The organism is Fibrisoma limi BUZ 3 (assembly GCF_000296815.2).
In the GTDB taxonomy this organism is placed as follows: Bacteria; Bacteroidota; Bacteroidia; order Cytophagales; family Spirosomataceae; genus Fibrisoma; species Fibrisoma limi.
The window spans coordinates 423929-449262 of the sequence record NZ_CAIT01000007.1 but is presented as its reverse complement, the minus strand read 5'-3'; the positions used below and the strand labels follow the sequence as shown (position 1 = coordinate 449262).

The 25334-nt window shown below is 53.1% G+C and carries 21 protein-coding genes; 12 read left to right on the top strand and 9 right to left on the bottom strand.

Annotated features, from left to right (window positions below; genetic code table 11):
- The first annotated feature begins 209 nt into the window (after positions 1-209).
- The 3 genes from BN8_RS18090 (at position 210) to BN8_RS18080 (ending at position 2991) form a co-directional block, all read left to right on the top strand.
- A complete protein-coding gene (locus BN8_RS18090; protein WP_009283366.1) occupies positions 210-881 on the top strand; it encodes a response regulator in 672 nt (223 codons plus the stop codon).
- A gap of 135 nt (positions 882-1016) precedes the next feature.
- The gene (locus BN8_RS18085; RefSeq protein ID WP_009283365.1) at positions 1017-2372 is read left to right on the top strand and encodes a HAMP domain-containing sensor histidine kinase; all 1356 of its coding nucleotides are present in this window, start codon (positions 1017-1019) and stop codon (positions 2370-2372) included.
- A gap of 121 nt (positions 2373-2493) precedes the next feature.
- Entirely contained in the window at positions 2494-2991 is a 498-nt protein-coding gene (locus BN8_RS18080) for a hypothetical protein (protein WP_144051766.1), read from the top strand.
- 112 nt (positions 2992-3103) lie between these two features.
- Here the strand turns inward: BN8_RS18080 and BN8_RS18075 are convergent, their stop codons facing one another.
- A complete protein-coding gene (locus tag BN8_RS18075; RefSeq protein WP_009283364.1) occupies positions 3104-4774 on the bottom strand; it encodes an amidase family protein in 1671 nt (556 codons plus the stop codon).
- Between the two features lie 391 nt (positions 4775-5165).
- On the opposite strand from BN8_RS18075, the gene BN8_RS18070 reads away from it, so the two are divergent.
- The 4 genes from BN8_RS18070 to BN8_RS18055 all read left to right on the top strand — a co-directional run bounded on the left by BN8_RS18070 (position 5166) and on the right by BN8_RS18055 (position 11266).
- Positions 5166-5468, top strand: a complete 303-nt coding sequence (locus BN8_RS18070) for a hypothetical protein (RefSeq protein ID WP_040006229.1) — start codon at positions 5166-5168, stop codon at positions 5466-5468.
- A gap of 78 nt (positions 5469-5546) precedes the next feature.
- Positions 5547-6614, top strand: coding sequence for an efflux RND transporter periplasmic adaptor subunit (locus BN8_RS18065; RefSeq protein WP_229368109.1), 1068 nt, complete (start codon positions 5547-5549; stop codon positions 6612-6614).
- A 25-nt stretch (positions 6615-6639) separates the two neighbouring features.
- On the top strand, positions 6640-9843 hold the full coding sequence (locus tag BN8_RS18060; RefSeq protein ID WP_009283361.1) for an efflux RND transporter permease subunit: 3204 nt from the start codon (positions 6640-6642) through the stop codon (positions 9841-9843).
- Positions 9836-11266, top strand: coding sequence for a TolC family protein (locus tag BN8_RS18055; protein ID WP_040006227.1), 1431 nt, complete (start codon positions 9836-9838; stop codon positions 11264-11266). The genes BN8_RS18060 and BN8_RS18055 overlap by 8 nt, the downstream gene beginning before the upstream one ends.
- A 136-nt stretch (positions 11267-11402) precedes the next feature.
- Here the strand turns inward: BN8_RS18055 and BN8_RS18050 are convergent, their stop codons facing one another.
- A complete protein-coding gene (locus tag BN8_RS18050) occupies positions 11403-11588 on the bottom strand; it encodes a hypothetical protein (protein WP_040006226.1) in 186 nt (61 codons plus the stop codon).
- A gap of 191 nt (positions 11589-11779) precedes the next feature.
- Entirely contained in the window at positions 11780-12766 is a 987-nt protein-coding gene (locus BN8_RS18045; RefSeq protein WP_009283358.1) for an alpha/beta fold hydrolase, read from the bottom strand.
- A gap of 114 nt (positions 12767-12880) precedes the next feature.
- On the opposite strand from BN8_RS18045, the gene BN8_RS18040 reads away from it, so the two are divergent.
- Positions 12881-13414 carry a DinB family protein gene (locus tag BN8_RS18040; RefSeq protein ID WP_009283357.1) on the top strand — a complete coding sequence of 178 codons (534 nt, stop codon included), beginning with the start codon at positions 12881-12883 and terminating at the stop codon, positions 13412-13414.
- Here the strand turns inward: BN8_RS18040 and BN8_RS18035 are convergent.
- The 6 genes from BN8_RS18035 to BN8_RS18010 form a co-directional block, all read right to left on the bottom strand.
- Positions 13407-13937, bottom strand: coding sequence for a hypothetical protein (locus BN8_RS18035; protein ID WP_040006307.1), 531 nt, complete (start codon positions 13935-13937; stop codon positions 13407-13409). The genes BN8_RS18040 and BN8_RS18035 overlap by 8 nt on opposite strands.
- 139 nt (positions 13938-14076) lie before the next feature.
- Complete coding sequence (locus BN8_RS18030) at positions 14077-14529, bottom strand: DUF2147 domain-containing protein (protein ID WP_009283355.1); 453 nt, start codon at positions 14527-14529, stop codon at positions 14077-14079.
- A gap of 27 nt (positions 14530-14556) precedes the next feature.
- Entirely contained in the window at positions 14557-15540 is a 984-nt protein-coding gene (locus tag BN8_RS18025; RefSeq protein WP_009283354.1) for an NAD-dependent epimerase/dehydratase family protein, read from the bottom strand.
- Between the two features lie 72 nt (positions 15541-15612).
- Complete coding sequence (locus tag BN8_RS31910; protein WP_009283353.1) at positions 15613-16593, bottom strand: helix-turn-helix domain-containing protein; 981 nt, start codon at positions 16591-16593, stop codon at positions 15613-15615.
- Positions 16594-16621: 28 nt separating this feature from the next.
- Entirely contained in the window at positions 16622-17377 is a 756-nt protein-coding gene (locus BN8_RS18015; RefSeq protein ID WP_009283352.1) for an SDR family NAD(P)-dependent oxidoreductase, read from the bottom strand.
- A gap of 219 nt (positions 17378-17596) precedes the next feature.
- Positions 17597-18784, bottom strand: a complete 1188-nt coding sequence (locus BN8_RS18010; protein WP_009283350.1) for an ATP-binding protein — start codon at positions 18782-18784, stop codon at positions 17597-17599.
- Between the two features lie 274 nt (positions 18785-19058).
- On the opposite strand from BN8_RS18010, the gene BN8_RS18005 reads away from it, so the two are divergent.
- From BN8_RS18005 to BN8_RS17990, 4 genes are all read left to right on the top strand, one after another.
- A complete protein-coding gene (locus tag BN8_RS18005; protein ID WP_009283349.1) occupies positions 19059-21647 on the top strand; it encodes a PVC-type heme-binding CxxCH protein in 2589 nt (862 codons plus the stop codon).
- Between the two features lie 24 nt (positions 21648-21671).
- Complete coding sequence (locus BN8_RS18000; RefSeq protein ID WP_009283348.1) at positions 21672-22778, top strand: sugar phosphate isomerase/epimerase family protein; 1107 nt, start codon at positions 21672-21674, stop codon at positions 22776-22778.
- Positions 22779-22859: 81 nt separating this feature from the next.
- Positions 22860-23645 (top strand): SDR family NAD(P)-dependent oxidoreductase, encoded by a 786-nt coding sequence (locus BN8_RS17995; protein WP_009283347.1) that lies wholly within the window; start codon positions 22860-22862, stop codon positions 23643-23645.
- A gap of 102 nt (positions 23646-23747) precedes the next feature.
- On the top strand, positions 23748-25094 hold the full coding sequence (locus BN8_RS17990; RefSeq protein WP_009283346.1) for an MFS transporter: 1347 nt from the start codon (positions 23748-23750) through the stop codon (positions 25092-25094).
- The last annotated feature ends 240 nt before the right edge of the window (positions 25095-25334 follow it).

The window sequence follows — 25334 nt, the reverse complement described above, 5'->3', positions numbered from 1 at the left end:
ACCTGTGGGTTGATTAAACACCGTGTTGCCGGAAAAGGTATCGTTCATACCACTGCCTAAACGACCCAATCGTTGGGCCATGTTCGCCTGTTTTGCAGAATGTCCGGAAGTAGATCCAGCGGTATATCGACCGTTCGTTGATTCTGGAGCCAACCCACTAATTGTTTGAAAACAGGTAGCGCAGAACTCTACTCAACCAATATCGTTTCATGAAAATTCTTTTAGTTGAAGACGAAGAGCGGCTGGCTTCTTTTATCCGTAAAGGTATGTTGGCCGAAGGATACGAAGTCGAAGTAGGGTATGATGGACGTACCGGCCTGTCGCTATTTCGCAAGGATGTATATGACATCATCATTCTGGATGTCAATCTGCCTCAACTAAACGGCTTTGAGTTGTGCCGGCTGATTCGGTCGGAAAATGAAACTGTATCCGTACTGATGTTAACGGCGCTGGACAGTTTGTCGGATAAATCCGACGGGTTCAATGCCGGGGCCGACGATTACCTGACCAAACCTTTTGAGTTCCAGGAATTACTGCTGCGGGTCCGGGCGTTGACACGCCGGAGCGGCTCCAAACAGAAACAGATACTCCGGCTGGCCGATCTGGAACTGAACCTGGATACCAAAACCGTGACGAGGGCCGGCAAACGTATCGACCTGACCACCCGCGAGTATTCACTGATGGAATACCTGATGCTCAACAAGGGAAAAATCATCTCCCGCGTAGACATCAGCGAACGGGTCTGGAACCTGAATTTTGACAGCAATACCAACGTTATCGATGTATACATCAGCTACCTGCGTAAGAAGATCGATAAAGACTTTTCAACCAAGCTGTTGCATACCATTGTTGGCATGGGGTACGTCCTTCGTGAGGACTAACAAGCATTTCGGTGGTGGGTTGTGCAAGGTCCTGAACCTGGCTCCACCAGCCTCCCAAACGGCTTGGAAATACGTACCGCATGGGCCGAAATCCAATTGTTTTAGCGCCGGCTCTGTCCCGAATAAATTGTTCAAATGCTCATTCGCAATCGCCTGACGATCATTTTCACGTTGCTGGCTACGGCCATTCAGATTACCCTGTCCTTGCTGGTCTGGTATTTTTATTCGCTGTACCGGCAGGAGGAGTTTTTTAGTCGGCTGGAATCAAAAGCCCGTGTGGCCGGACGGTTATTGATTTCCCGGCGACATCTGCACGACGATTTTTTTAAAAACATGGTACGTACCGATCTGCTGACGATCGTGGAGGAGCAAATCAGTATTTATGACAACCGACACAATCTGGTATTTACCAACCGTACCCTTAAAGAGTCGGATTATTATAAGGAAAAGATCCCCCTGCTCGATACGGCCTCGTTAATTGAGTTTCGAAGTGGCCACCTCGAATCCATCGTAATCCCGTACCGCGACCGGGGGCAGTTGTTCTACATATTCGCGTCCGGCTATGACCGGATCGGCTTTTCAAAGCTGGGGGCGCTGCAACAAATCCTGCTGCTGGCCAATCTGCTGGGCTTTACACTGACGGTAGTGGCCGGCTGGTACTTTTCCGGGCGTGTGCTGAAGCCTATTTCCCAAATTGTGGATGAAGTGGAGCAGATCACCGCCGTAGACCTGCATAAACGGGTAAATGAAGGAAATCGCCGGGATGAAATCGCCCAACTGGCCATGACGTTCAACCGCATGCTCTTTCGGCTGGAAGATGCGTTTGTTTCGCAGCGGAGCTTTGTTTCCCACGCTTCTCACGAATTACGTACACCGCTCACCAACACCCTCGGTACGCTGGAAACCTCCCTCCGCTATGACCAGAATCCAGTCGATTGGCGCGAAAGCATGGAGATAGCGGTGGAAGAACTGAAGAAAGTAATTGCCCTGACCAACGGGTTGCTCGGTTTGGCTAAAGTGACGGATAGGGCCGTTGCCCTGACGGCCGTTCAGGTGGATGATTGCCTGCTTACCGCCATCGAGCAGGTGCAGATCAGGTATCCGGACCGGAACCTGCCGCTTCAGTTTGTGACGAATGAAGAAGAGTCGTTAACGGTGAAAGGCAATGCTACCTTGCTGACGACTGCTTTCGTAAACGTACTGGATAACGCCTGTAAGTATTCGGGCGACGCGGTTGCCGTACAACTGGAAGCCAGGGATGAGCAGATTACCGTAACCGTCGCGGACCAGGGGCGCGGCATTGCCGAAGCCGACGTAGCGCACATACTGGACCCGCTGTACCGGGGCAGTAACGTTGAAGGCGTACCCGGCTATGGGATTGGCCTGGCCGTGACGCAGAAAATCGTTGAACTGCACCAGGGCACTATGCAGATTGCGTCTAAGGTGGGCCAAGGCACTACTGTGATTATACGGTTGCCGGGGCAGACATAGGACACGCATAGTTCAGATCGGCTTAATGATAAGCAAGGAAATCCATTGCCATGTTGTTGTGTTTCCCTTCTTAATCTGGCAACGACTAAACATCTGGTTACTGAATAATCGTGTTAGTCCAATGGAAATCCGCCGAGAAGTGCTGCTGCCGGTTCCCTTAGAGACAGCCCGCCAGCGTCTTTCCACGGCATTTGCTTCCCCGCTGGTGGTCCAGCGGGGCAATCTCCTCCTGGCTAAGATTGTTTGTTCAGGCCGTATCAATGGGAACAATCTGTGGGTCCGATACATCGAATATGGTCGATCTATTGTTTACTTGGATCTGACTGGCCATCTGGAAGAGACCTCCGATGGGGTACGGTTACAGATGACTATTTCGTCGGAAAACGTTTCAAGGTTCTTGCTTTACACACTCCCAGTGGCCGTGATTGTATTCTTTACTCTAAGAAGTATTCGTTTTGGTGTAACTGCGGAGTCGCTGGTTGGTTTCGTCTTCTCTTTCATAGCAAGCAGTGGCCTAACGTTGGTTATGCACACGCTAGTCTCCTCGTTCTCACGGATGAGAGTCACTAGAGTGGAAGGTGCTTTAGTACAAATTATCATGGGTTCTGATAATCGCTAAGGAACGTTCTAACTGCTTTACCGTTTGTCGTTCGTATTTGGCAAAGTGTCGTGCTGGCTGCGGTAATGGTTGAGTCGTAGTAAGCCAGAGATTGCCGAAATACGCTGACCGATTAATTGTAGTTGGCTGGTATCCGGCGCGCTTTGGTGGCCTGCTCGAAGGCGTAGCCAATTCTCAGGAGTTTGTCTTCTTCAAACGGCCGTGCAATGAACGTCATACCAATAGGTTCGCCGTTCGTTTTGTAGCCCATCGGTACGGTCAGACACGGATAATTGGCGGCAGCAGCCTGGCCCGCGCTCCGGTTATTAATGGACAGAACCGCGTCTAACCGGTACTGCTGCATAGGCTTTTCGAAGTAGCTAACTCCACTTTTGCGAATGTTGGCACGTAGCTGCGCCATCTCGTCGGCGGTTGTTGTGGTTTTGATAACGCCCGCAATCCGGCCTTGCCCGTAAGGCATCCGGTTAGTCGAGTCTTGTTTGTTATACGCCAGAATGTCGGCCACAGAGCGGTAAGAAAGCGTCGCTGACCCGTAGTTACGGATGTAGGCCGGCAGATCGGCATTCATGTCGGCGTTCAACAGCGTCCCGAAACCTTCGTTGGGAGCCTGTTCCAGCTCAATCTCAACCACTGTGCCTCCCTGCGCCCTGATTTTCTCGACGTTGAGGGCGTAGACCGAGTCTTTCAGCAGCGGTTTAAAAGCCCCGAACCGAAGACCGGTCAGGTTGCCCGATTTTACGTCCTGCCAGTACGGTTTGTCTTTTGGATTGTTCTTTGTGGCCGGATCTGTGGGGTCTTCGCCCGCCATAGCCGACAGCAGAATGGCTGCGTCGACAACTGTGCGTGTCATGGGGCCGGGCGTATCGAAGGTGCTCGAAATAGGCACGATGCCGCCCCGGCTTAACAAACCCGTAGTGGGCTTCAGCCCGACAATCGAATTGGCACTCGACGGCGACAGGATAGAGCCGGATGTTTCGGTACCGACCGCAGCAACGGCATAGTTGGCGGCTATGGTTGAGCCGCTGCCTGAGCTTGAGCCGCCCGTATCGAACCGTTTGCGGCCGTAGGGGTTCAGGGTCTGCCCGCCCATGGCGCTGTAGCCGTTGGGGCAGTCGAGACACATAAAGTTAGCCCACTCGCTCAGGTTGGCCTTTGCCAGCGGGACGGCTCCCTTCTCCCGCAATCGCTCCACAATGAAAGCGTTTTTGGTGGCGGTGTTCTGACTGAATGCCTGCGCCCCGGCGGTGGTGGGCAGCCCGCTCAGATTAATATTGTCTTTCAGGATAATGGGCATTCCAAAAATTGGGTGGGCAGCCGCCGACTTGTTTTTGTCGCGTTGGCGGGCTTCGGCTACGGCGCCGGGATTGATGGCAATGAGGTTGTTGAGAAACAGGTCGCGGTTGTTTTCGTACAGAGCAATCCGGTACAAATACCACTGCGTCAGCTTTTCGTAGGTGAGCTTACCCGCCTGAATATGCGCCTGTAAGGTCGGTATGTCCTGCTCCAGAATCAGCGGTTTCAGGCGCTGATAGTCGGCTGCCGTGAAATTCGTCAACTGACCGGCAATCTGTTGCAGGAGGCCGTTTTTGTCAAGGTTTCTGGACTGAATCAGCTTGAACCGCATTCGTTGCGACTCATGAGTGGTCGTGGTGGCTATTTCGGCCGATTCGTCGTAAGGGGTCCAGGGGGGTAAATTATTTTTTTGCGTTTTCTGTGCTACCTGGCATGAAACTGACGTAATCAGGAGCAGAACAATGGCTTTTTTCATCAGGTGTACTTCCATCACTGCGAGTAATGAACAAGTTATGATCGGTCAAAAGCCGGAATTTAACAGAACGCGCCGGTTAAATCCAGACCCTATCCCTAAACAGTCCCACTTTTTTGTTGTCAGGTGTTTTTTGGGGTAAAGAAATCTCCAAGCCAGTTCGCCTGACTTCCCACGATTCGTTTAAGAAAGTTTGCCCTGTGCCAGTCAGTTCTGGTAGGATACTGACCACATTTGATTGAAAAAAAAGCTATTCATTGAGGTGAAAATTGCACTTTGTTAATGGAAAATAGCCACTATTTTAAGAAAACTGCATAGGCTTTGGACCTTTCTAATTTCTTCTAATTTCCTTCTCATACCGTTCTAATGTCAGGCGATTGTTTTGTGTCAGATAATGAAGACACAGACTATGCAACGTCGTATTTCCCGTTTCAGCCCGGGGCGGCCCGGGGCGGCCGGCTCGATTTTGCTCTACGGCTTCGGGCTGGCACTGGCTCTTTCGCTATTGTTCAACGGATTTCTGCTGTACGAGCAAAGCCATCAGCGAAGCATTATTGACTATGAAGTAGGCGATACGGCTTACGCGGTGGATGATATGGCCTGGCAGCAGCTTTCCGAGTGCAAGCGGGCCAACATGCAGAAAGACAGCCTGATTCGTCAATTGGAGCATATTCCTAATGCTCCGCCGGAGAAAGCAGCTACTGTTCATTAATGTTCATTCGAATAGATTCTTTCATAAAACCCCCGAAATACAACCATGTCACTTAAGATTCTTCTGAAAAGAATCCCCATGATTCTAAGCGTATGTGCCCTGTTGGCCAACATAGGCTGTTCAACGCAGGCTGAAGAAAAGAAAGAGGAGGAAGTCAGCTATTTGGTTACGAGCCCTTTGCAGAGAGACACAACGGCTACCAAAGACTACGTGTGTCAGGTCCGTTCAATCCAGCACATTGAAGTGAGGGCTTTAGAAAAGGGTTACCTGCAAAAGATCTTTGTAGACGAAGGTCAGTACGTAAAACAAGCGCAGCTCATGTTTCAGATTATGCCCGTAGTGTACAATGCTGAGCTACAAAAATCGGAGGCTGAAGCCAACTATGTGGGTATTGAATACCAGAACACGAAACGACTGGCCGACAGCAACATCGTATCCAAAAATGAACTGGCGCTGGCCAAGGCTAAGTTCGATAAAGCAAACGCTGAGGTAGCGCTTGCTAAAACGCATTTGCAGTTCACCCAGATCAGGGCTCCCTTCAGCGGCATCATGGACCATTTTCAGGTGCGGCTCGGCAGCCTCGTTGATGAGGGCGATTTGCTGACTACGCTGTCGGACAACAGCAAAATGTGGGTGTACTTCAACGTACCGGAAGCCGAATACCTCGACTTTAAAACCCACCATAATGACAACATGAAGCGCGTGAACCTGGTGATGGCGAACAACGAACTATTTGGCCACCCCGGCGTCGTGGAAACGATTGAAGCTGACTTCAACAACGAAACCGGGAACATTGCGTTCCGGGCTACCTTCCCGAATCCGAAAGGGCTCCTGCGCCACGGCGAAACAGGTAATGTTCGCATGACCGTACCGCTTAAAAACGCCCTGATTATCCCGCAGAAAGCCACCTTCGAAGTCCTAGACAAGAAGTACGTGTATGTGGTGGACAAAGACAATGTGATTCGGTCGAGGGAGATTAACATAGCCGCGGAGATGCCTCACATTTTTGTCGTTCAATCCGGGCTTAGAAAAGATGACAAGATCCTTCTCGAAGGCTTGCGTCAGGTAAAAGAAAACGAAAAAATCCACTACAAATTCGAAAAGCCCGAGGCTGTCATCGCGCACTTGGAGCTGTATGCCGAATAATCTGACATTTTAGAAAGCGGAAGACATGTTCACTAAATTCATACGCAGACCCGTATTCGCGATTGTGATATCGGTCATGATCGTCTTCGTGGGCGTACTGGCTATCAAGAAGCTGCCTATTTCTCAATTCCCGGATATTGCCCCCACCACGGTAAACATATTCATTGCTTATCCCGGTGCCAGTGCTGACGTATTGGTTAAGTCCACGCTGATTACCCTGGAACAGGCCATCAACGGGGTCCAGGATATGCGGTATATCGCAACGGATGCAACCAGTGCGGGTGAAGCTACCCTCCGGATCATTTTTGAACCCGGTACGGACCCGAATGATGCGGTTATCCGGGTAAAAACCAGGGTGGATCAGGTGATGCCGCTCCTACCTGAACTCGTTCAGCGGGAAGGGGTTATCATCACGCCCATTCAGCCCAGTATGCTGATGTACGTCAACCTCTATTCCAAGTCGAAGAGCATTGACGAGAAATTTCTGTTCAACTACGCTACCGTTAAAATGATCCCTGAGATCCAGCGGACCAGAGGGGTAGCCAGGGCGCAGATACTGGGTAGCCGACGGTATGCAATGCGGGTCTGGCTTAACCCTGACCGCATGCGGGCCTACAATATCTCCGTAGAGGAAGTCATGAAGGCCTTAGGGGAGCAAAGCATCATTGGCCGGCCCGGCCGGATCGGGCAAAGCTCCGGTATTGCTGCCCAGTCGCTGGAATACGTGCTTACGTATAAAGGACGGTACAGCGAGCCAAAAGAGTATGAAGATATCATTGTCCGGGCCAATGCCGATGGGGAGAGTATTCACCTGAAGGACATAGCCCGGGTCGAATTAGGAAGTGAATTCTTCGATATTTACTCTAACCTCGATGGTCACGCATCGGCCGCCATTGTGTTGCGGCAAAACTATGGTAGTAATGCCAGCGATGTAATTGAGGAGGTAAAAGCTAAGCTCGAGGCAATGAAAGGCTCCTTCCCTCCGGGCATGGACTACAAGATCAGCTATGACGTATCTCAGTTCCTGGATGCCTCCATCGAGCAGGTTATTCATACGTTGCGCGACGCGTTTTTTCTGGTAGCCTTTGTGGTGTTCATATTCCTGGGCGATTGGCGCTCAACCCTGATTCCGATTCTGGCGGTTCCGGTATCGCTGATTGGGGCGTTTTTCGTGATTCAGTTTTTTGGACTTTCCATCAACCTGATTACGCTCTTTGCGCTGGTACTGGCCATTGGTATTGTGGTCGATGACGCGATTGTGGTGGTCGAAGCCGTACACGCCAAAATGGAAGAAGAGCCGCATCTGTCTCCCTTTGGGGCGGTCAAAAAAGTGTTGGGTGAGATCAGTGGCGCCATTATCGCTATCACGATGGTGATGGTATCGGTGTTCCTGCCCATTTCGTTCATGACCGGTCCGGTGGGTACGTTCTATCGTCAGTTCTCCATTACGATGGCCAGCTCCATTGTGATTTCGGCCCTGATCGCCCTGACGCTGACGCCCGTGTTGTGTGCCATGCTGCTGAAAAACCATCATGGGCACGCTCGCAAGAAAAACATACTGACCCGCGCGCTGGACAGCTTCAACCGGGGCTTTGATAAAATGACCGGGCGGTATGTGGGTCTGCTAAAATTGATCGTCAACCGCAGAGTCGTGACGTTCGGGGTGCTGGCCGCATTCTGTCTGGGGATTGCTTACGAGAATCAGGTGCTGCCGGCCGGATTTATTCCAAACGAAGACCAGAGTACGATTTACGCGATCATCCAGACGCCCCCGGGCTCGACCCTGGAGAAAACCAACGAGGTTTCCCGTCGACTTCAGCGACTCTGTGAAGAGGTGCCAGGCATCGAATCGGTCTCTTCGCTGGCCGGTTACGAGATCATGACCGAAGGTCGCGGCTCCAATGCCGGTACGTGTCTGATCAACCTGAAACCCTGGTCAGAGCGCGATCAGAACGTAAAGGAAATCATGGAAGAACTGGAAGAGAAATCGAGAGGCCTTGGTGCTACGATCGAATTCTTCGAACCACCAGCCATTCCGGGCTTTGGTACGTCAGGTGGGTTTTCCATGCGCCTGCTGGACAAAACGACCGACACCGATTATCGGGAGTTCGACAAGATCAACAAGGAGTTCATGGATAACCTGGGCAAGCGTAAAGAGCTCACGGGCCTGTTTACCTTCTTTGCCGCCAACTATCCTCAGTACGAACTGGAGATCGACAACAAGCGGGCCATGCAGAAAGGCGTATCCATCGGTAAAGCCATGGATAACCTCAATATCATGATCGGTAGTACCTACGAACAGGGTTTTATCAAATTCAACCAGTTCTTCAAAGTGTACGTGCAGTCTGATCCCAGCTTCAGACGGCTTCCATCCGATATTCTAAAGCTTTTTGTTAAAAACGATGCCGGCGAAATGGTGCCCTACTCATCCTTCATGACGCTGAAGAAGGGGCAGGGACCCAATGAAATTACCCGGTTCAATCTGTACAATTCGGCCGCCATCCAGGGGCAGCCGGCTAAAGGTTACACCACCGCCGAAGCGATTGCCGCCATTCGGGAAGTGGCAGCCAAGACGTTACCGAAAGGATACGACATCGCGTTTGAAGGTCTTTCCTACGACGAATCGATCCGGGGCAACGAGTCGCTGTATGTGTTCCTGATTGTATTGGCCTTCGTGTACATGGTGCTGGCTGCTCAGTACGAAAGTTTCATCATTCCGCTGGCGGTAGTCTTCTCACTGCCGGTTGGGGTATTCGGCTCGTTCCTGATGCTCAAGCTGATGGGGCTGGAGAACAACATCTATGCCCAGATCGGGCTCATCATGCTGGTAGGTCTGTTGGGTAAAAACGCCGTACTGATCGTCGAATTTGCCGTGCAGAAACGCCAGCAGGGCGAAACGATTCTGAACGCAGCTATTGAAGGGGCCAAGGTCCGTTTCCGACCAATCCTGATGACTTCATTCGCTTTTGTAGCCGGATTGATTCCGCTGATTATTGCCACGGGCGCGGGTGCGATCGGTAACCGTACCATTGGTGCTTCGGCGCTGGGCGGTATGTTATTCGGTACCATTTTCGGGGTCATTATCATCCCCGGACTCTACTACATATTTGGCAAGTTAGCCGATGGCCGGAAGATGATCAAAGGTGAGGAGGATGATTCGTTGACCGACAATCTGGTTCATCAATTAGACACATTCCCTGTATCAGAAGAAAGCACTAATCATGTATAAGGACCTATTTTATAAGTGTCTGGGAATTACCTGCATGACGTTACTCATAACGTCATGCAGAACCCCGGCATTGGTTACAAGAACCGAGAACAGGACTGTTCCTGTTAGTTACAACAACGGGCAGGACTCCACCAATACGGGCAAACTCAAGTGGCGGGAGTTTTTTACGGACCCCTACCTGACTGCCCTGATTGATACCGCGCTGAGCAACAACCAGGAACTGAACATTACGTTGCAGGAGATCAGGGTCGCTCAAAACGAAGTACGGGCCAGAACCGGGGAATACCTGCCGTTCGTTAATCTGGAAGCAGGCGCAGGCGTTGACAAGGTGGGACGGTACACCCGGCCAGGCGCTATTGAAGAGAGTACGGAAATCAGGCCCGGTCATGAATTCCCCAATCCGTTGCCGGATTTCATTTTAGCCGCCAATGTTTCCTGGCAGGTGGATATATGGAATAAGTTGCACAATGCGAAACGAGCTGCGGCCATCCGGTACCTGTCTTCTATTGAAGGGAAAAATTTCACGGTCACGAATCTGGTGGCCGAGATCGCCAACTCGTACTATGAGTTGCTGGGACTGGATAGCCAACTGGATATAGTCAAGAGAAACATTGATATCCAGAACAATGCCCTGGCCATCGTTCGGACCGAGAAGGAGTCGGCCAAGGTTACGGAACTGGCGGTACGTCGGTTTGAAGCCCAGGTACTTCGCACCCAGAGTCTTCAATACGACATTCAGCAACGAATTACTGAAACCGAGAACCGGATTAATTTCCTGGTGGGCAGGTTCCCACAGCATGTCGGACGGAGTTCGCAGGATTTCAATGCGCTGGTGCCCGAAACCATGCAGGTCGGCATTCCCTCGCAGTTGCTGCAAAACCGGCCTGATATCCGACGGGCCGAACGGGATCTCGAAGCTGCCAAACTGGATGTGCAGGTGGCCAGAGCGAACTTCCTGCCTTCACTGGACCTCTCGGCAGCCGTGGGTTTCAATTCCTACAATCCTGCTCTTTTGTTAAACCCCGAATCATTGCTGTATTCATTGATTGGCGGTTTAACCCGGCCATTGGTTAACCGAAATGCGATAAAAGCGCTGTATTACAGCGCAAACGCAAGGCAGATTCAGGCTGTTTATAATTACGAACGTACTATTCTAAACGCCTACATCGAGGTGGCGAATCAGTTGGCCAACATCAACAACCTGCAGAAGAGCTATGATCTAAAATCAAAGCAGGTGGATGCCCTGATTCAGTCAACCAATATTTCCAATACGCTTTTCAAATCAGCAAGAGCCGATTATATGGAGGTGTTGTTGACCCAACGCGATGCGCTGGAATCAAGATTTGACCTGGTCGAAACGAAGGTGCAGCAACTGAATGCTATGGTCAATACGTACCGGGCATTGGGTGGCGGCTGGAATTAACAGCCAGATGGCATTCTGTTAATAATTCTGGCTAGTAAAGCGCAACGGCCTCGCCCTGACATGGGGGAGGCCGTTGCGCTTTACTGGCTATGTATGCAGTATGGTGTAGCTACTAAGGCAAATCAGGGCAGCAGGATCAGGACCCTCGCTGATACGATTTGAATTGATCGGTCAGGTTAAGCTGGATAATGCGATCCGCTACATACGCAGCGTGAGCCGGTCGGGCAAACCGGTTCGCAATGGCAAAGTTTTGCAGGCGTTTTTTAAAGGAAACGAGCGTTTCGTTTTCCTCCTTAAGCAGTAAGTAGTTGTTTGAATTCATAGAGAGATACTGTTTACTATACAAATATAGTATGTATATATTTTGACTATAAATTTTTTAAAATTAAATTTTAGTAACATAACGTATGTTCGTGTGTTCAGGAGAAGTTGGCCATACAAACCCCAGCCAACGCCCCGGCATAGACGGCAAGCAGTAGCAGCAACGCGGTGAATTGGCAGGTTGTAGAAGGCTTATTGCATCAGAAACTTGCTGACCTCTGTTTTCAGAATGGATGTGTCGCAGGAGGTAGCCAGGTGGCCACAGTCGCTGGGGAGTTCGATAAGCGGAACCTGTAGCGATCGGGCCAGTTCGATGGCTGGGCCGGGCGTGACCATATGGTCCTGGGTAGCGACCACGATCAGGAGTTTGGCTTTGATCCGGTTTTTCAATTCGGCTACGGTCTGGCCGTGGTAGATGTCGTGGCCGATCATTGCCCGCAACTGCGAAGCCCAGTCGTAGGGATTTCGGTTAACGTAGTCGGCCTCTTTCTTTTGCAGAAAGGCGGGTTCTTCCTCGGCTTTCAGATGGCTGAAAAAATAGCCCGGCGTTGTCAGGTTCAATTCATGCAGAGCGGCCACGGTTTTCATGGCATCGGGCGAGTAGTTGCCGCGTTCCAGAATGTTCAGTTGGGTACCCCAGAACAGCCTGTCGTAACTGCTCTGCCTGGGCGTTCCGACAATGGGTACTACGTGGTCAATGAAATCAGGGTACGTAACCAGCCATTCGAACGACTGCATGCCGCCCATCGAAATGCCCATGACGGTGTGCAGGTGCGACAGACCCAGGTGTTTCGTAACCAGCTCGTACTCCGACCGGACCATATCGCGGATGCTGAACTGCGGAAACTGCGCGCCCGGTTGTGTTGTGCTGTTGGACGGTGAGGAGGATACACCATTGCCCAGCGCATCGACAACGATGGTGAAATACCGGGTGCTGTCGGCAATATTTCCCGGTTCGGCAACGAACTTCTTGTTGTCCGACGTACCGGTAAACCAGGTCGGTACCAGCACGGCATTCGACCGGTTCGCGTTGAGTTTGCCAAAAGTCCGGTAGCCAAGCCGGCAGTTACGAATGGTCTGGCCGTTCTCCAGCCGGAAGTCGCCGAGATCGGCGAACCGCTGCTGGGCAACGGCAGCAAGCGTAATCAGCAAACCAATGAGGGTGAACAGGGCTTTCATGGGGCGGTTATTTGTGGGGTATTCATCAAAAGCGCACCAGAACGGTTTCTACTTTCTCAGGTCTGCCGCAAATGATAGCAGACGTTTATCTTTGCGTACTAGCTTCTGCATACTATGTCACAGCCTATTGCCCGTCCGGCGGCCTCGGAGTATAATCCGTACTACAACACCTACGTATCACTGATACCTGACCACGAGGACCCCTTGATCCTGCTACGTCGGCAACCCGACGAACTGAAAGCTATGTTGTCGAACCTGACTGACGAACAGGGCCTGTTTCGGTACGCTCCGGGCAAATGGAGTATCAAGGAGTCGCTGGTACACATGATCGATACGGAACGCATTTTTGCGTACCGCGCCCTGCGTATTGGCCGGGGTGATCAGACACCCCTGCCGGGTTTCGAGCAAAACGACTACGTGCCCATGTCCGGTGCCGATCGTCGGTCGCTGGCGAGTATCTGGCAGGAGTACGACGCGGTTCGGGCGGCTACGCTGGCTCTCTTCGGCTCGTTCGACGCCGAGGCACTGGGGCGGATCGGAACAGCCAGCGGTGGTCCGATGAGCGTTCGGGCCCTGGCCTACATCATTCCCGGTCACGAAGCCCATCACATTGGCCTGTTCCGTGAGCGTTACCTGCCGGCTATCTGACTTTGATGATCTCCCCGAAGTAGTTCATGAAGATTGTGTAGTCCTGGGTTTTCCGGGTGCCCGGTTCCTGCAACCGCATGGTCAAGGTGATGTACTTGAGCCCGTTGAACGTTGGTTTGTACGTGACTTTCTGAAGCACTGACCGCTCGATTGCCTCGTCGTTTTTGGTAAAATACAGCAGGTCGTCTTTCAGCAGCGTCCGCTTAAACACCGGGCTTCCTGACTTCTTGGTGGCCTGCACCGTTACGGTGTTGTTGAAATAACAGCCGCCGGTGGTTTCGTGCGTGCTGGTATCCTGATTCATGGTCAGCGCAACCTTGATCGGCTTACCCGACTCCTGATATTCGTCCGGCTTGCCCAGTTTGTCGGCTGCGATGAGGGACTGGCAATTTTTGGGGGCAGGTGGTGCTACTGCGGTTTGCGTTGTGTCGGTTGCTGCCGTAGTTTCTTTTTGGGCAGTATCGGCCCCTCCGCAAGCGGCCAGCAAACCGGCCATGATAACTGGTAAAAAGACGTTTCTCATGCCGCAAAGTTCGTATTTATTCAATGTCTCACCGCGAATATTATTGGTTACGTGAACGCTTCTACGCCGACGCGCCAGTACCGACTGAAACATGGTATCGGCACCGGCGCGTTGTTGCTGATTACAAAGTGACTACAGTTTAGTATGATACCCGCGTCCAGGTGGTAGTTCTGCCCAATAGCGAAAAGCCTACGTAGCCTCGAAGGTCCAGCGTTGAGGGGTTACGTAAAGTAGCTTTACAACGGTACGTCTGGCCGTTACGTGCGTCGTAAATGCTACCATCATCCCATTGGTTCTCCCCTTTGTAATGGAGGTTTTTGAGAAGAATCAAATTCAGGAGCTGGCGATTTCGTAAAGACGTGTCTGGGTTTTTTTCATCCCGTTTAGGCTGGCCGTTGGGTTCGTTGGGCTCGTTCAGCCAGACGATTTTGCCGAAGTATCGATTGGCTCGCTCATAAATCTCGATTCGCCCATCCTTATCCTGATTGAGCCAAACGCCAACCAGTTTGTCGGCCTGCGCTATAGCTGCGGTTGGTAACAGGCCAAACATTACCAGGACGAGAGAATACGGCCAGATTTCATAGGTTTTCATGCTGTTCAATTGTTTAAGCGTGAACAATCAGTGGGCTGGTTGAAGCGGATACATCTCGCGTAGGCCATCGGCTACGCTGATAACGGGTCGATAGCCTAATTGCTGCCGGATTTTGGCATCGGACACGACGAACGGCAGGCCGAGCGTATTTACCATGCCCGGATAAAGAGGAGGTGCTCCCTTCAGGCGAAACAGCCGCCATACGCCAGCCAGCACACTGGCCATAAACCGGGCTACGCTCAGGGGAACCGTCCGTTCAGGGGCCTTGACACCCTGGGTTGCCAATACGTCCGTAATGAAACGTCTGAATTGCTGCGGCTCGCCGTCGGTCACGAAAAAAGCGTCTCCTGAAACATCACCCTCGGCCGCCAGGATCAGGGCGTGACACACGTTACGGACATTGGCCGTGACAATCTGGTGTTTACCGCCACCGATGAAGGCCAGTTGACCGGTCTGAGCTGCTTCAACAATCTGGGGTAAGGCCGACGTATCGCCAAGTCCCCAGATGAGCGGTGGGCGAATAGCTACTGTCCGGAACGTAGTGGTGTTGGCGTCCAGTACGTGCTTTTCGGCAATCCGTTTCGTTCGTGAGTAGCCATCAATAAGGCGGTTTGAGGTAACCTGCTCGTCGGCGTTCAGGATAGGCTGGCCATTCATGACAACTGAAGCGGCACTCAGGTAGACAAACCGGTTAACTCCCGCCCGGTGAGCGGCTTGCAATACGTTATCAGTGCCCGTCACGTGGTCTGGCCACAACGTCTGTTCGTCGGCCCAGAAATCAACGGAAGCTGCCAGATGAAAGACGATTGCGCAACCTTGTACACCCGTACGTAGTGAACCTGAATCGTGAAGGTCGCCCCGAATCGGAATGGCTCCCAGTTGGCGAAGCAACGTAGCGGTTTGCTCAGAGCGAGCCAGTGCCCGTACGGCATAGCCACGCTCAACAAGTACCTGAATCAGATGGCGGCCGACAAAGCCCGAACCACCTGTAATAAAACATTGTGTTTTCATGTGTAACAACGGATTAGTTGTTACAAAGCAAGCGCAGTAAGAGCGGACCGATTAGCCGGAATCAGGCTTTGCTTAACCCAAAACGCTACGGCTGCGGACCTGACGCAGGTAGTCGCTGGGCTTATGGTCGAAGTGCTTTTTGTAGGCGTTGGTGAAGTGGGTGAGGTTCGTATAGCCAACTAAAAATCCCACTTCCGAAACGCTGTATCGGCGGCTGGTCAGCAGTTCTTTGGCGCGTTCCATGCGGGCCGTTTGCCAGAACTGGTGGATGTTGCATCCGAACAGGCGCGGAAAATACTTGCGTAGCTTCGCTTCGCTGAAGCCCGCTAACTCGGTTAATTCCAGTATTGGGACCGGTCGGTTAAGGTTTGCCAGAAGATGCGCCCGTACCTCAAAGAGCCGCTCAACATCGGGTTGAAGTAAACCCTGGGCGGATTCGTTCGACTGGCGCTGTTGCATTTTCTCAAACACCCGGACGGCAAGCGCCAGGGCCAGCGGGTATTTCTTCAACGTAGCCAGCGACTCGTCCGGCTCCGGCGCGGCCAGTTGCCGGAGTAGCCGGTCCGTATCTAAATCTACTTCCAGAAAAGCAAAGCCGCCGTGTTCCGGCAGGGCCGTTGTCGGCTGGGGTAACAGATCAGCGAACGTATCAGCGGAAAAGGTGATACAGACGGCGGTGATAGGACGATGTTGCGGAATCTGCTGACTGATTCGTACGCCGGGGCCATAAAAGAAGATACCATCGGCCGAGTGATTGGACAGCCAGACTGTTGTATCCTGAATACTTTTGGGTAGTTCTTCTTCCGACAAGTTGATGAATACGCAATACAATCCGCTGTCGGTGGGGTTAATCGTTTCCATCGACAGCGGCAGCCGGGTTATCGATTCATACACATACAACGACAGGGCGTTGGGGAAGAAATGCCCACGAAGCAAATAGTTGCCGAGAGGACCAGCATAGGCCAATCGATTGGCCACAACGGGAACGCCAAGTTGCTGACTATACAGGTCCAACAGGTTCTGATCGGGGCTGATTTGCTGCGTCAGGTGCATAGGCAAAAATACGACTGTTTACCTCCCCTCAATACGTCGCTCTCCCGCCCGACAGGTCAAAAATAAACCCTGTTGTAAAGCTGGCTTCGTTCGAGACGATCCAGGCGGCTAAGGCCGCTACCTCCTCGACGGTTCCCAGTCGCTTCATCGGTATCTTGGCGGTCATGTAGGCCAACTGCTCGGGGGCCGTGTTCTCGTTCATCGCGGTCCGGATTACGGCTGGGGCTATGCCGTTTACCGTAATGCCCGTTTCGGCGTATTCTTTGCCGATACCTTTCACCAAACCGATAAGCCCCGCTTTCATGGATGAATAGCCCGCCATGAATGGATTTCCCTCTTTCCCGGCGATGGATGCCAGGTGCAGAATCCGGCCGTAGTTGTTCGGCTCCATCGCTTTGATAGCGTACTTGGTCATCAGGAAAGCCCCGCGCAGGTTGATGCTGTAGATCCGGTCATAATCAGCCACCGAGAAGTCCGTGATTTTGGTGCTCGTCGGCCCAACAATTCCGGCGGAGTTTACCATGATGTCGAGTTTGCTATACGTATCAACGACGGTCTGAATACCGGCTTCGACCGGGCCTTCCTGCGAGATGTCGACTACGTGACCCGTTACAGTGTGGCCCTGGTCGTTGAACTCGGCAACAGTACGTTCGAGCAAATCGCCATTTATATCGAATAAGGCGACGGTAGCCCCTTCCGTAGCGAGCCGCTTTGCAATTCCTTTTCCGATGCCGTCGGCACTCCCCGTTACAATAGCAACCTGATTGGTAAATCGATCCGACATAAAGTGAATATGCGATTAGTAGCTGGATAAAAAAGCGAATCGAAGTGGTATTTACTGTTTTCGGACTTTAGCCGGAATCGGTCAGTTGATTCAGGAAAGATCGTAGCTATCAGAATGACGCACCTACGGCGCTATAAAATCGGGTGTGTTACGCTGGCTATTGACAAGCCGCCCCGATGTGGGCTTTGGTAAAAGAAAAGCGCTGGCCAGTCTATATTTTCAACCGGAAAACCATTCGTTTAAGACATGAAGCGGCTTAAGGTACTGCCAAACCGTAGCTAAACTGCACACCTGTGTCTGTTCATCCGGACGAAAATCCTGCGCTGACGGAGTGATCACCAGCAAAGGAACATTGCCCACATCACGGCTTGCGATGTAATTCCCCCGGCTCAATGTAGGGGCGTTGGTATATTTTATCTCAAGGCCAACCACAGGACGGTTTCCTCGTACCAGTAATAAGTCCAGCTCTGAGCCATCGGCTGTGCGGTAATAATAGGCCTGCGTGTCGTACGACAAGCCGGCGATTACCTGTTGAATAACGTAGCCTTCCCACGAGCTACCGATGTAAAGACTGCCTGATAGTTCCTCAAATGAATTGATACCCGCCAGGGTATGAAGCATACCGCTGTCACGCAGATAGAGTTTAGGTGCTTTGACCAGCCGTTTGCCCACATTGACGAAATAGGGAAGCAGCCGACGAATCAGAAATGCATTTTCCAGAAAGTCCAGGTAACTCTGAATAGTAGGTACGCTCAAGCCCAGCGACCGGGCCAGTTCCGACATATTGAGCTGATTGCCATGTACGCCGACCAACATCGACAACAAGGTGCGTACCCGCGATGGCGACGCCCCCAGACCTAAATTTGGCAAATCGCGCTCCACGTACGTTTGTATGAAGTCATTCATACGTCGGCTGGCTGAGCGGTCACTCGGTGCTGTCAGGATGTCGGGGTAGCCTCCCCGCAGCCAGTGTTGTTGATACGTAATCTGCTGGTTGACCTCCAGCCAGGTTAAAGGCTGCAACTCCACATACGCAATCCGTCCAGCCAGTGATTCGGAACTTTGCTGGAGCAACTGGGGCGACGCTGAGCCTAAGAGTAGATAGCGGCCCGCTACTCGATGGCGGTCAATCAGCGAGCGCAACAGCGGAAATAACTGAGGCATTCGTTGAATTTCGTCGAGGATAACCAGCTTGTCCTGCCGTTCGGAAAGGTACAGTTCAGGATCCCGAAGGCGGTTAAGGTCTTCCAACGATTCCAGGTCTAAGTAGATAGGTTGGTCAGGCAGTGAACCCTGCAATGACTGAACTAACGTAGTCTTTCCTACCTGACGTGGTCCCACAAGCGCTACAGCAGGCCGTTCTGCCACCAAATCCAAGATTTCTTTCCCTAGTAATCTATTAAACATATACCGCAAATTTAAATATATACTTAAAATTTACGGTATCAATTTTGGCATTCTTTTATTGTTCCGTATAGTTTCAGCTTACCAATAGTCTTTGTTTAACAAGAAAATGCCTCAATGAATGATTTTGAAGGGGGTAAACATCCCCGCTCAACAACCGTTTCTTGTAAAATAGTTAGAACCATTTGTAGTATTTAAACGGCTCGGTGTACTTTATACAGAACGAATTGATAGAAACTGAGTCGATCGCTCCACTATAAAAAAGCCTTTGTTTGGTATGGTTAAGCCTGCTTTGGGCACTTGCTTACTTGGCGCTGGCCTTCTGTGTCTACTAAGCTTCAAAGCCAAATTTGGACGACTGGCGGGCGAAGATCCGTCGCCACCCAAAACGCCTGCTGAAGAACTAGCTACGTTTCAGCTCGAACCAGGGATGAAAATTCAACTGGTAGCGGCCGAGCCTATGGTGCAGGACCCCGTTGTCATTACGTTCGATGAAGACGGGCGGCTCTGGGTCGTTGAGATGCGTGGCTTTATGCCGGACATCGAGGGTAAAGGCGAAGAACTCCCTGTTGGGCGCGTGTCGGTGCTGGAAGATACAAACGGCGATGGCCGGATGGACGTCAGCAAAGTCTACCTCGACAGCCTGATTATGCCCCGGGCACTGGCCCTGATTCCCGGTGGGGCGCTGGTCGTGGAAGACAAGAAGCTGTGGGAAACCAAAGACCTGAACGGCGACGGTAAAGCCGATACCAAAACCCTGATCGACCCGACCTACGCCGGTAGCGGGCTGCCCGAACACTCCGGCAATGGCCTCTGGCGGAGCATGGACAACTGGTACTACAATGCCAAGTCGCGGCTGCGGTATCGCTTGGTGGACAACAAGCCGGACGCGGCCCGGCCAGACGTGGCCCGTTGGTTACGCGACAGCACCGAAGCTCGCGGTCAGTGGGGCATTAGCCACGACGACAAGGGGCGGCTGGTGTACAACTACAACTGGTCGCAGCTCCACGCCGATCTGGTGCCGCCTAACTACCTTTCGCGCAACAAAAACCATACGCCAACCACCGGCATCGACCACGGCCTGACCCTCGACCGGCGGATTTACCCGATACGGCCCAACCCAGCCGTTAACCGGGGCTATATTCCCGGTACGTTGGATAAAGACGGCCGTTTGCTGGAGTTCACAGCCGCCTGTTCACCCCTGGTGTATCGGGGAGCCGCGTTTCCGAAGGCGTATTACGGCAATATCTTCGTTTGCGAACCGGCCGGGAATCTGGTCAAGCGGAACGTCGTCGAAGAGCAGGGACTGCTCGTTGCGGCCCGTGATCCGCATCCCGGCAAGGAGTTTTTAGCGTCGACTGACGAGCGGTTCCGGCCCGTGCACATGGCCACTGGTCCGGACGGTGCGCTCTACGTAGCTGACATGTACCGGGGTCTGATTCAGCACGGCGCTTACGTAACGCCGTACCTGAAAGAGCAGACAATAGCCCGGAATCTGGTCCTGCCCGTAAACCGGGGCCGAATCTGGCGCGTCGTACCGGAAAGCTGGACACCACAGAAATCCCCAAAACTGTCGAAGGCATCGACGGAGGTACTGATTCAGGCGTTGTCGCACCCGGATGGCTGGTACCGCGATATGGCGCAGCGGCTCCTGGTGGAGCGCAACGACCGCCAGATCGGCCCGGCCCTGGCGACGGTGGCCCAGAAAGGCGAGAGCGAACTGGGGCGTTTCCACGCTTTATGGACGCTGGACGGTCTGACGTTAAGCAATCCCGACCTGCTGCTGACTTTACTGACGGATAAAAGTCCGCTTGTCCGGACAACGGCCGTTCGGCTGCTGGAACCGTTCGCCAAAACCGACAAATCTATTCGCGCGAAATTTGGCGAGCGACTGCTCGCCGAATGGGATAAGGCACCCATTGAGCAAGTACTACAAATGGCCCTGGCCGCTGCGGTACTGGAACCGAACGCAGCACAGCCATTGCTGGCCGGAATTGTGGAGCGCTACGGCTCCATGCCACTGATCCGTGATGCCGCGTTGAGTAGTCTTCAGCATCAGGAATACGCCTTTCTACAGCGCCTGATGACGGCACCGGACTGGCAAAAGCAGGAACCCTATAAAGAGATTTTTGTGGAGATGCTGGCTACGTCCATCATCCGCAAGCGGGATGCCGCCGAGCTGGGTTCGCTCCTGACCAGGCTCGATGCCAATAAACAAACGCTGGGCTGGCAGGAAAAAGCCGTACTGACCGGCCTTTCCATCGGGGGCAGTGACAAAAAAATGAAGCCGGTTAAGCTGGCTGTTGCGCCCGCCATCCTGACTCGTTCGGCCGGTAAAGTCGATCCGGCAAGACTGGCTTCGCTGGCTGCCGTTTTTGAATGGCCCGGACACGTAGCCGCCAGGGCCGGTACGACCAGAAAGAGCCTGTTGAACGACGACGAACAGAAGCTGTTCGCCTTGGGGCGGCAACACTATCTGAGCACCTGCTCGGGGTGCCACGGTACGGATGGAGCCGGAGTAAACCGTTTCGCTCCGCCACTCATCGGTTCCGACTGGGTGCTGGGCGACGAAAAACGGTTGGCGCTCATTCTGCTGCATGGCATGGAAGGCCCCGTCGACGTAGCGGGTAAGGTGTACAACGCGCCCGAGGTATTGCCGGTGATGCCTGCCCATTCAACCATGGACGACGCAACGCTGACGGCGATTCTGATGTATATCCGCAACGAATGGGGCAATAACGCAGGGCCCGTTAGCCGGCGAACCGTCGGTATGACCCGCGTAACGTCGCAGGGGCGGGTGATGCCCTGGACAGCCACCGAATTGAACAAGTATATCCTTCAGGCCAGAGCCGAGGAGGCAAAGTAACAGTCAGTCTGACTTCCTAAACCCATGACTAATCAACGGCATGAGCCGGAATCAAGGCCGGTCAGCAACCGGATAGACCGGCGCGACTTTCTGCACAAAGCTACGGCCGGAGCCGTGCTGCTTTCATTGCCCGATATGCCCCGGTTCCTGAAAGACACCCGCATGGGCGTTGTGGTGCACTCCTATGGCAATCGCTGGAACTCCAAAGCGAACAGCCAGAAGTACCCCGGTTTTGCCAACGCCGTCGATATGCTGAACCATTGTAGCCAGATTGGAGCGGGTGGCATACAGGTTGTCGTCAATGGCTGGTCAGCGGATTTCGCCAAATCGGTTCGCGACAAGCGGGAGAAACTGGGGCTTTACCTGGAAGGGTCAATTGGTCTGCCCAAAAACGCTGGTGATGTCGCGAAGTTTGAGCAGGACGTTGCCAACGCCCGTGAAGCGGGGGCGCAGATACTCCGAACGGTTTGTTCGTCGGGCCGACGCTATGAAACGTATCACTCCGCCCAGGCCTTCCAGGACATGCGGAAAAATGCGCTGGTGTCGCTGCGGCTGGCCGAACCGGTACTACGTAAACACAAAGTCCGGCTCGGCATCGAAAACCACAAAGACTGGCGGGCTCCCGAATTGGTCGACGTACTGAAGCAGATCAACAGCGAATGGATCGGCGTAACGTTGGATTTTGGCAACAGCATCGCCCTCCTCGAAGACCCGATGGCGGTGGTGCAGACGCTGGTTCCCTACGTAGTCAGTACCCACGTAAAAGACATGGCGGTGGACGAATACGCGGACGGCTTCTTACTCTCGGAAGTGCCGCTGGGGCAGGGTATACTGGACCTGCCGACCATGATTGCGCTCTGCAAGAAGCACAATCCGGCCGTTACGTTCAGCCTGGAGATGATCACCCGCGACCCGCTGGAAATCCCCTGTCTGAAGAACGACTACTGGGCTACGTTCGGCGAACTGCCCGGCACGGAACTGGCCCGAACGCTGCGAATGGTGAAGGAACACAAATACAAAGCCGGCCTGCCGAGAGTCGCGCAACTCGACACCGAAAAAAAACTGGCGGCTGAGGAAGAGAACATCGTCGCCTGCCTTGACTACAGTAAAAACAGATTAGGACTTGTCTGACTAGTTAGTTTGTGGTTCATAGTTTGTAGTTAAACCGAGCGGAACACCTACAAACCACGAACCACAAACCCCCAACTCAACATGAATAAAGAGCTACTTCCAGGTATTAAGCAATTTGATCTAAGTGGAAAAACGGCCATCGTTACGGGTGGCTCAAAAGGATTAGGACTGGCCATGGCCGCTGGTCTGGCGTCGGCGGGGGCAAACCTGATGATTGTCAACCGCACCGCCGGCGAAGGGGCGCAGGCCGCCGAGGAGCTGAGTCAGGTATATGGCATCAAAGCAATCTCCGTTCCGACTGACATCACCAATCAGGAACAGACCGAAGCAATGGCCAAGGTGGCGATGGATACGTTCGGCCGTATTGATGTGCTGATCAACAGCGCGGGTATCAACATTCGCGGTCCCATCGATGAACTGAGTCTCGGCGACTTCAACCAGGTGATGCAGGTGAACGTGAACGGTACGTGGCTGTGCAGCCGGGCCGTAACGCCGTACATGAAGCAGCAGGGGAGAGGCAGCATCATCAATCTGGCCAGTACGCTGGGGCTGGTGGGGCTGGCGAACCGAACCCCCTATACTGCCAGTAAAGGAGCCGTAGTGCAGATGACCCGGGCTCTGGCGCTGGAACTGGCACCGTTCAACATCACCGTCAACGCGATTTGCCCGGGGCCGTTCCTGACCGACATGAACGTACCGATTGCCGATACAGAAGAAGGTAAGAAATTCGTGGTAGGCGCTACGGCGCTGGGCCGCTGGGGCGAACTCCGCGAGATTCAGGGCGCGGCCATTTTCCTGGCCAGCGATGCCGCCACGTACATGGTCGGCTCCATGCTGACTGTCGACGGCGGCTGGACGGCGCGATGATGAAATTAGATTGTGGTTTGTAGTTAAACTGGCTGAAGCAACCGCCCGGCGGCCCGGCACAAACCATAAACGACGAACCATAACCCACTAAAACCCTTACTCATGCAACCGGTAACACCCAAAGCCCGACAAACCCGCGTTCGCTACGCCATGGTGGCCCTCGTGTTCGTCAATGTGGTGATCAACTACCTCGACCGCACCAATCTGGCGGTGGCCGCTACGGCGCTCAAAGACGATCTGGGACTGTCGCCGGTGGAGCTGGGCTATATCCTGTCTGCCTTTGGCTGGAGTTACGCGTTTCTTCAAATTCCGGGTGGACTGATTGCTGACCGCTACGGGCCGCGCGTCCTCTATGCTTTCTGCCTGATTACCTGGTCTATCGCTACCGTATTTCAGGGCTTTGCCCGGGGCTTCTTCTCGCTCTTTGGCCTGCGCATGGCAACCGGGGCCTTTGAGGCACCCTCATACCCCATCAACAACCGCATTGTGACGAGCTGGTTTCCCGACCACGAACGGGCCGGGGCAATTTCCCTGTACGTATCAGGGCAATTCATCGGGCTGGCTTTCCTGACGCCGGTGCTGATCATCCTGCGCGACAGTGTAGGCTGGCAGGGACTGTTCGTCATTACGGGGCTGGTTGGCATTCTGTGGGGGCTTATCTGGTATTTTTTCTACCGCGACCCACTCGATCACCCAGGGGTAAACGAAGCCGAGATTGACTACATCGAAAAAGGGGGCGGATTGGTCAGCGGCAAAAAGCGGAGTCACGCGCAGGTTTCCGTATGGCAGTGGAGCAATCTGAAACAGGTATTTTCCAGTCGAACGCTTTGGGGCGTGTACATTGGTCAGTTTGCGGTGAATGCCACGCTCTGGTTCTTCCTGACCTGGTTTCCAACCTATCTCGAAAAGTACCGCGGATTTGACCTGAAGAAGTTTGGCTACCTGGCGTCGGTTCCGTTCTTAGCGGCCTGTGCGGGTTTGTTGCTGTCGGGTTTTATTTCCGATGCGCTCGTCAAGCGGGGAACATCCGTCGGCGTAGCGCGTAAGACGCCGATCATCTTTGGGATGCTATTGTCAGTCAGCATTGTCGGAGCGAATTACACCAACGACACCGGCGAAATTATTTTCTTCATGGCCCTGGCGTTCTTCGGCTCTGGCCTGGCCCTGATCTCGTGGGTATTTGTCTCGCTGCTGTCTCCCAAAAACCTGATCGGCCTGACGGGCGGGGTGTTCAACTTCATGGGTAACCTGGCGTCGATTGTGGTCCCGATCGTGATCGGCTACCTGGCTAAAGACGGGGATTTCAAACCCGCGCTGCTGTTCATCGGCGCGGTTAGTTTAATTGGTGCCTGCTCGTATATTTTCATCGTGGGGAAGATCGAGCGGGTGATTACCAAAGCCGAGCGCGAAGCAAATCTGGTTGCAGGTGTGCCCCCGTCGGCGGTGTAAGAATAGGGGAGGAGTTGTTGACCAACAGCACCAAGGGTTAATGAACTTGCAGGCTGCTTGAAACAGTGCCTGGATTGGCGAGTGTTGAATTTTAACGTGAGTTATAGATAATCCCGTAGCTTTCAATGAGCTTTTTTGTCATCCCGACGCCAGGAGGGATCTTTGGGTGCCGGAGGGAATCCAACTTCGCCCGGAGATCCCTCCTGGCGTCGGGATGACAAAAAACAAATGCTCAAATTA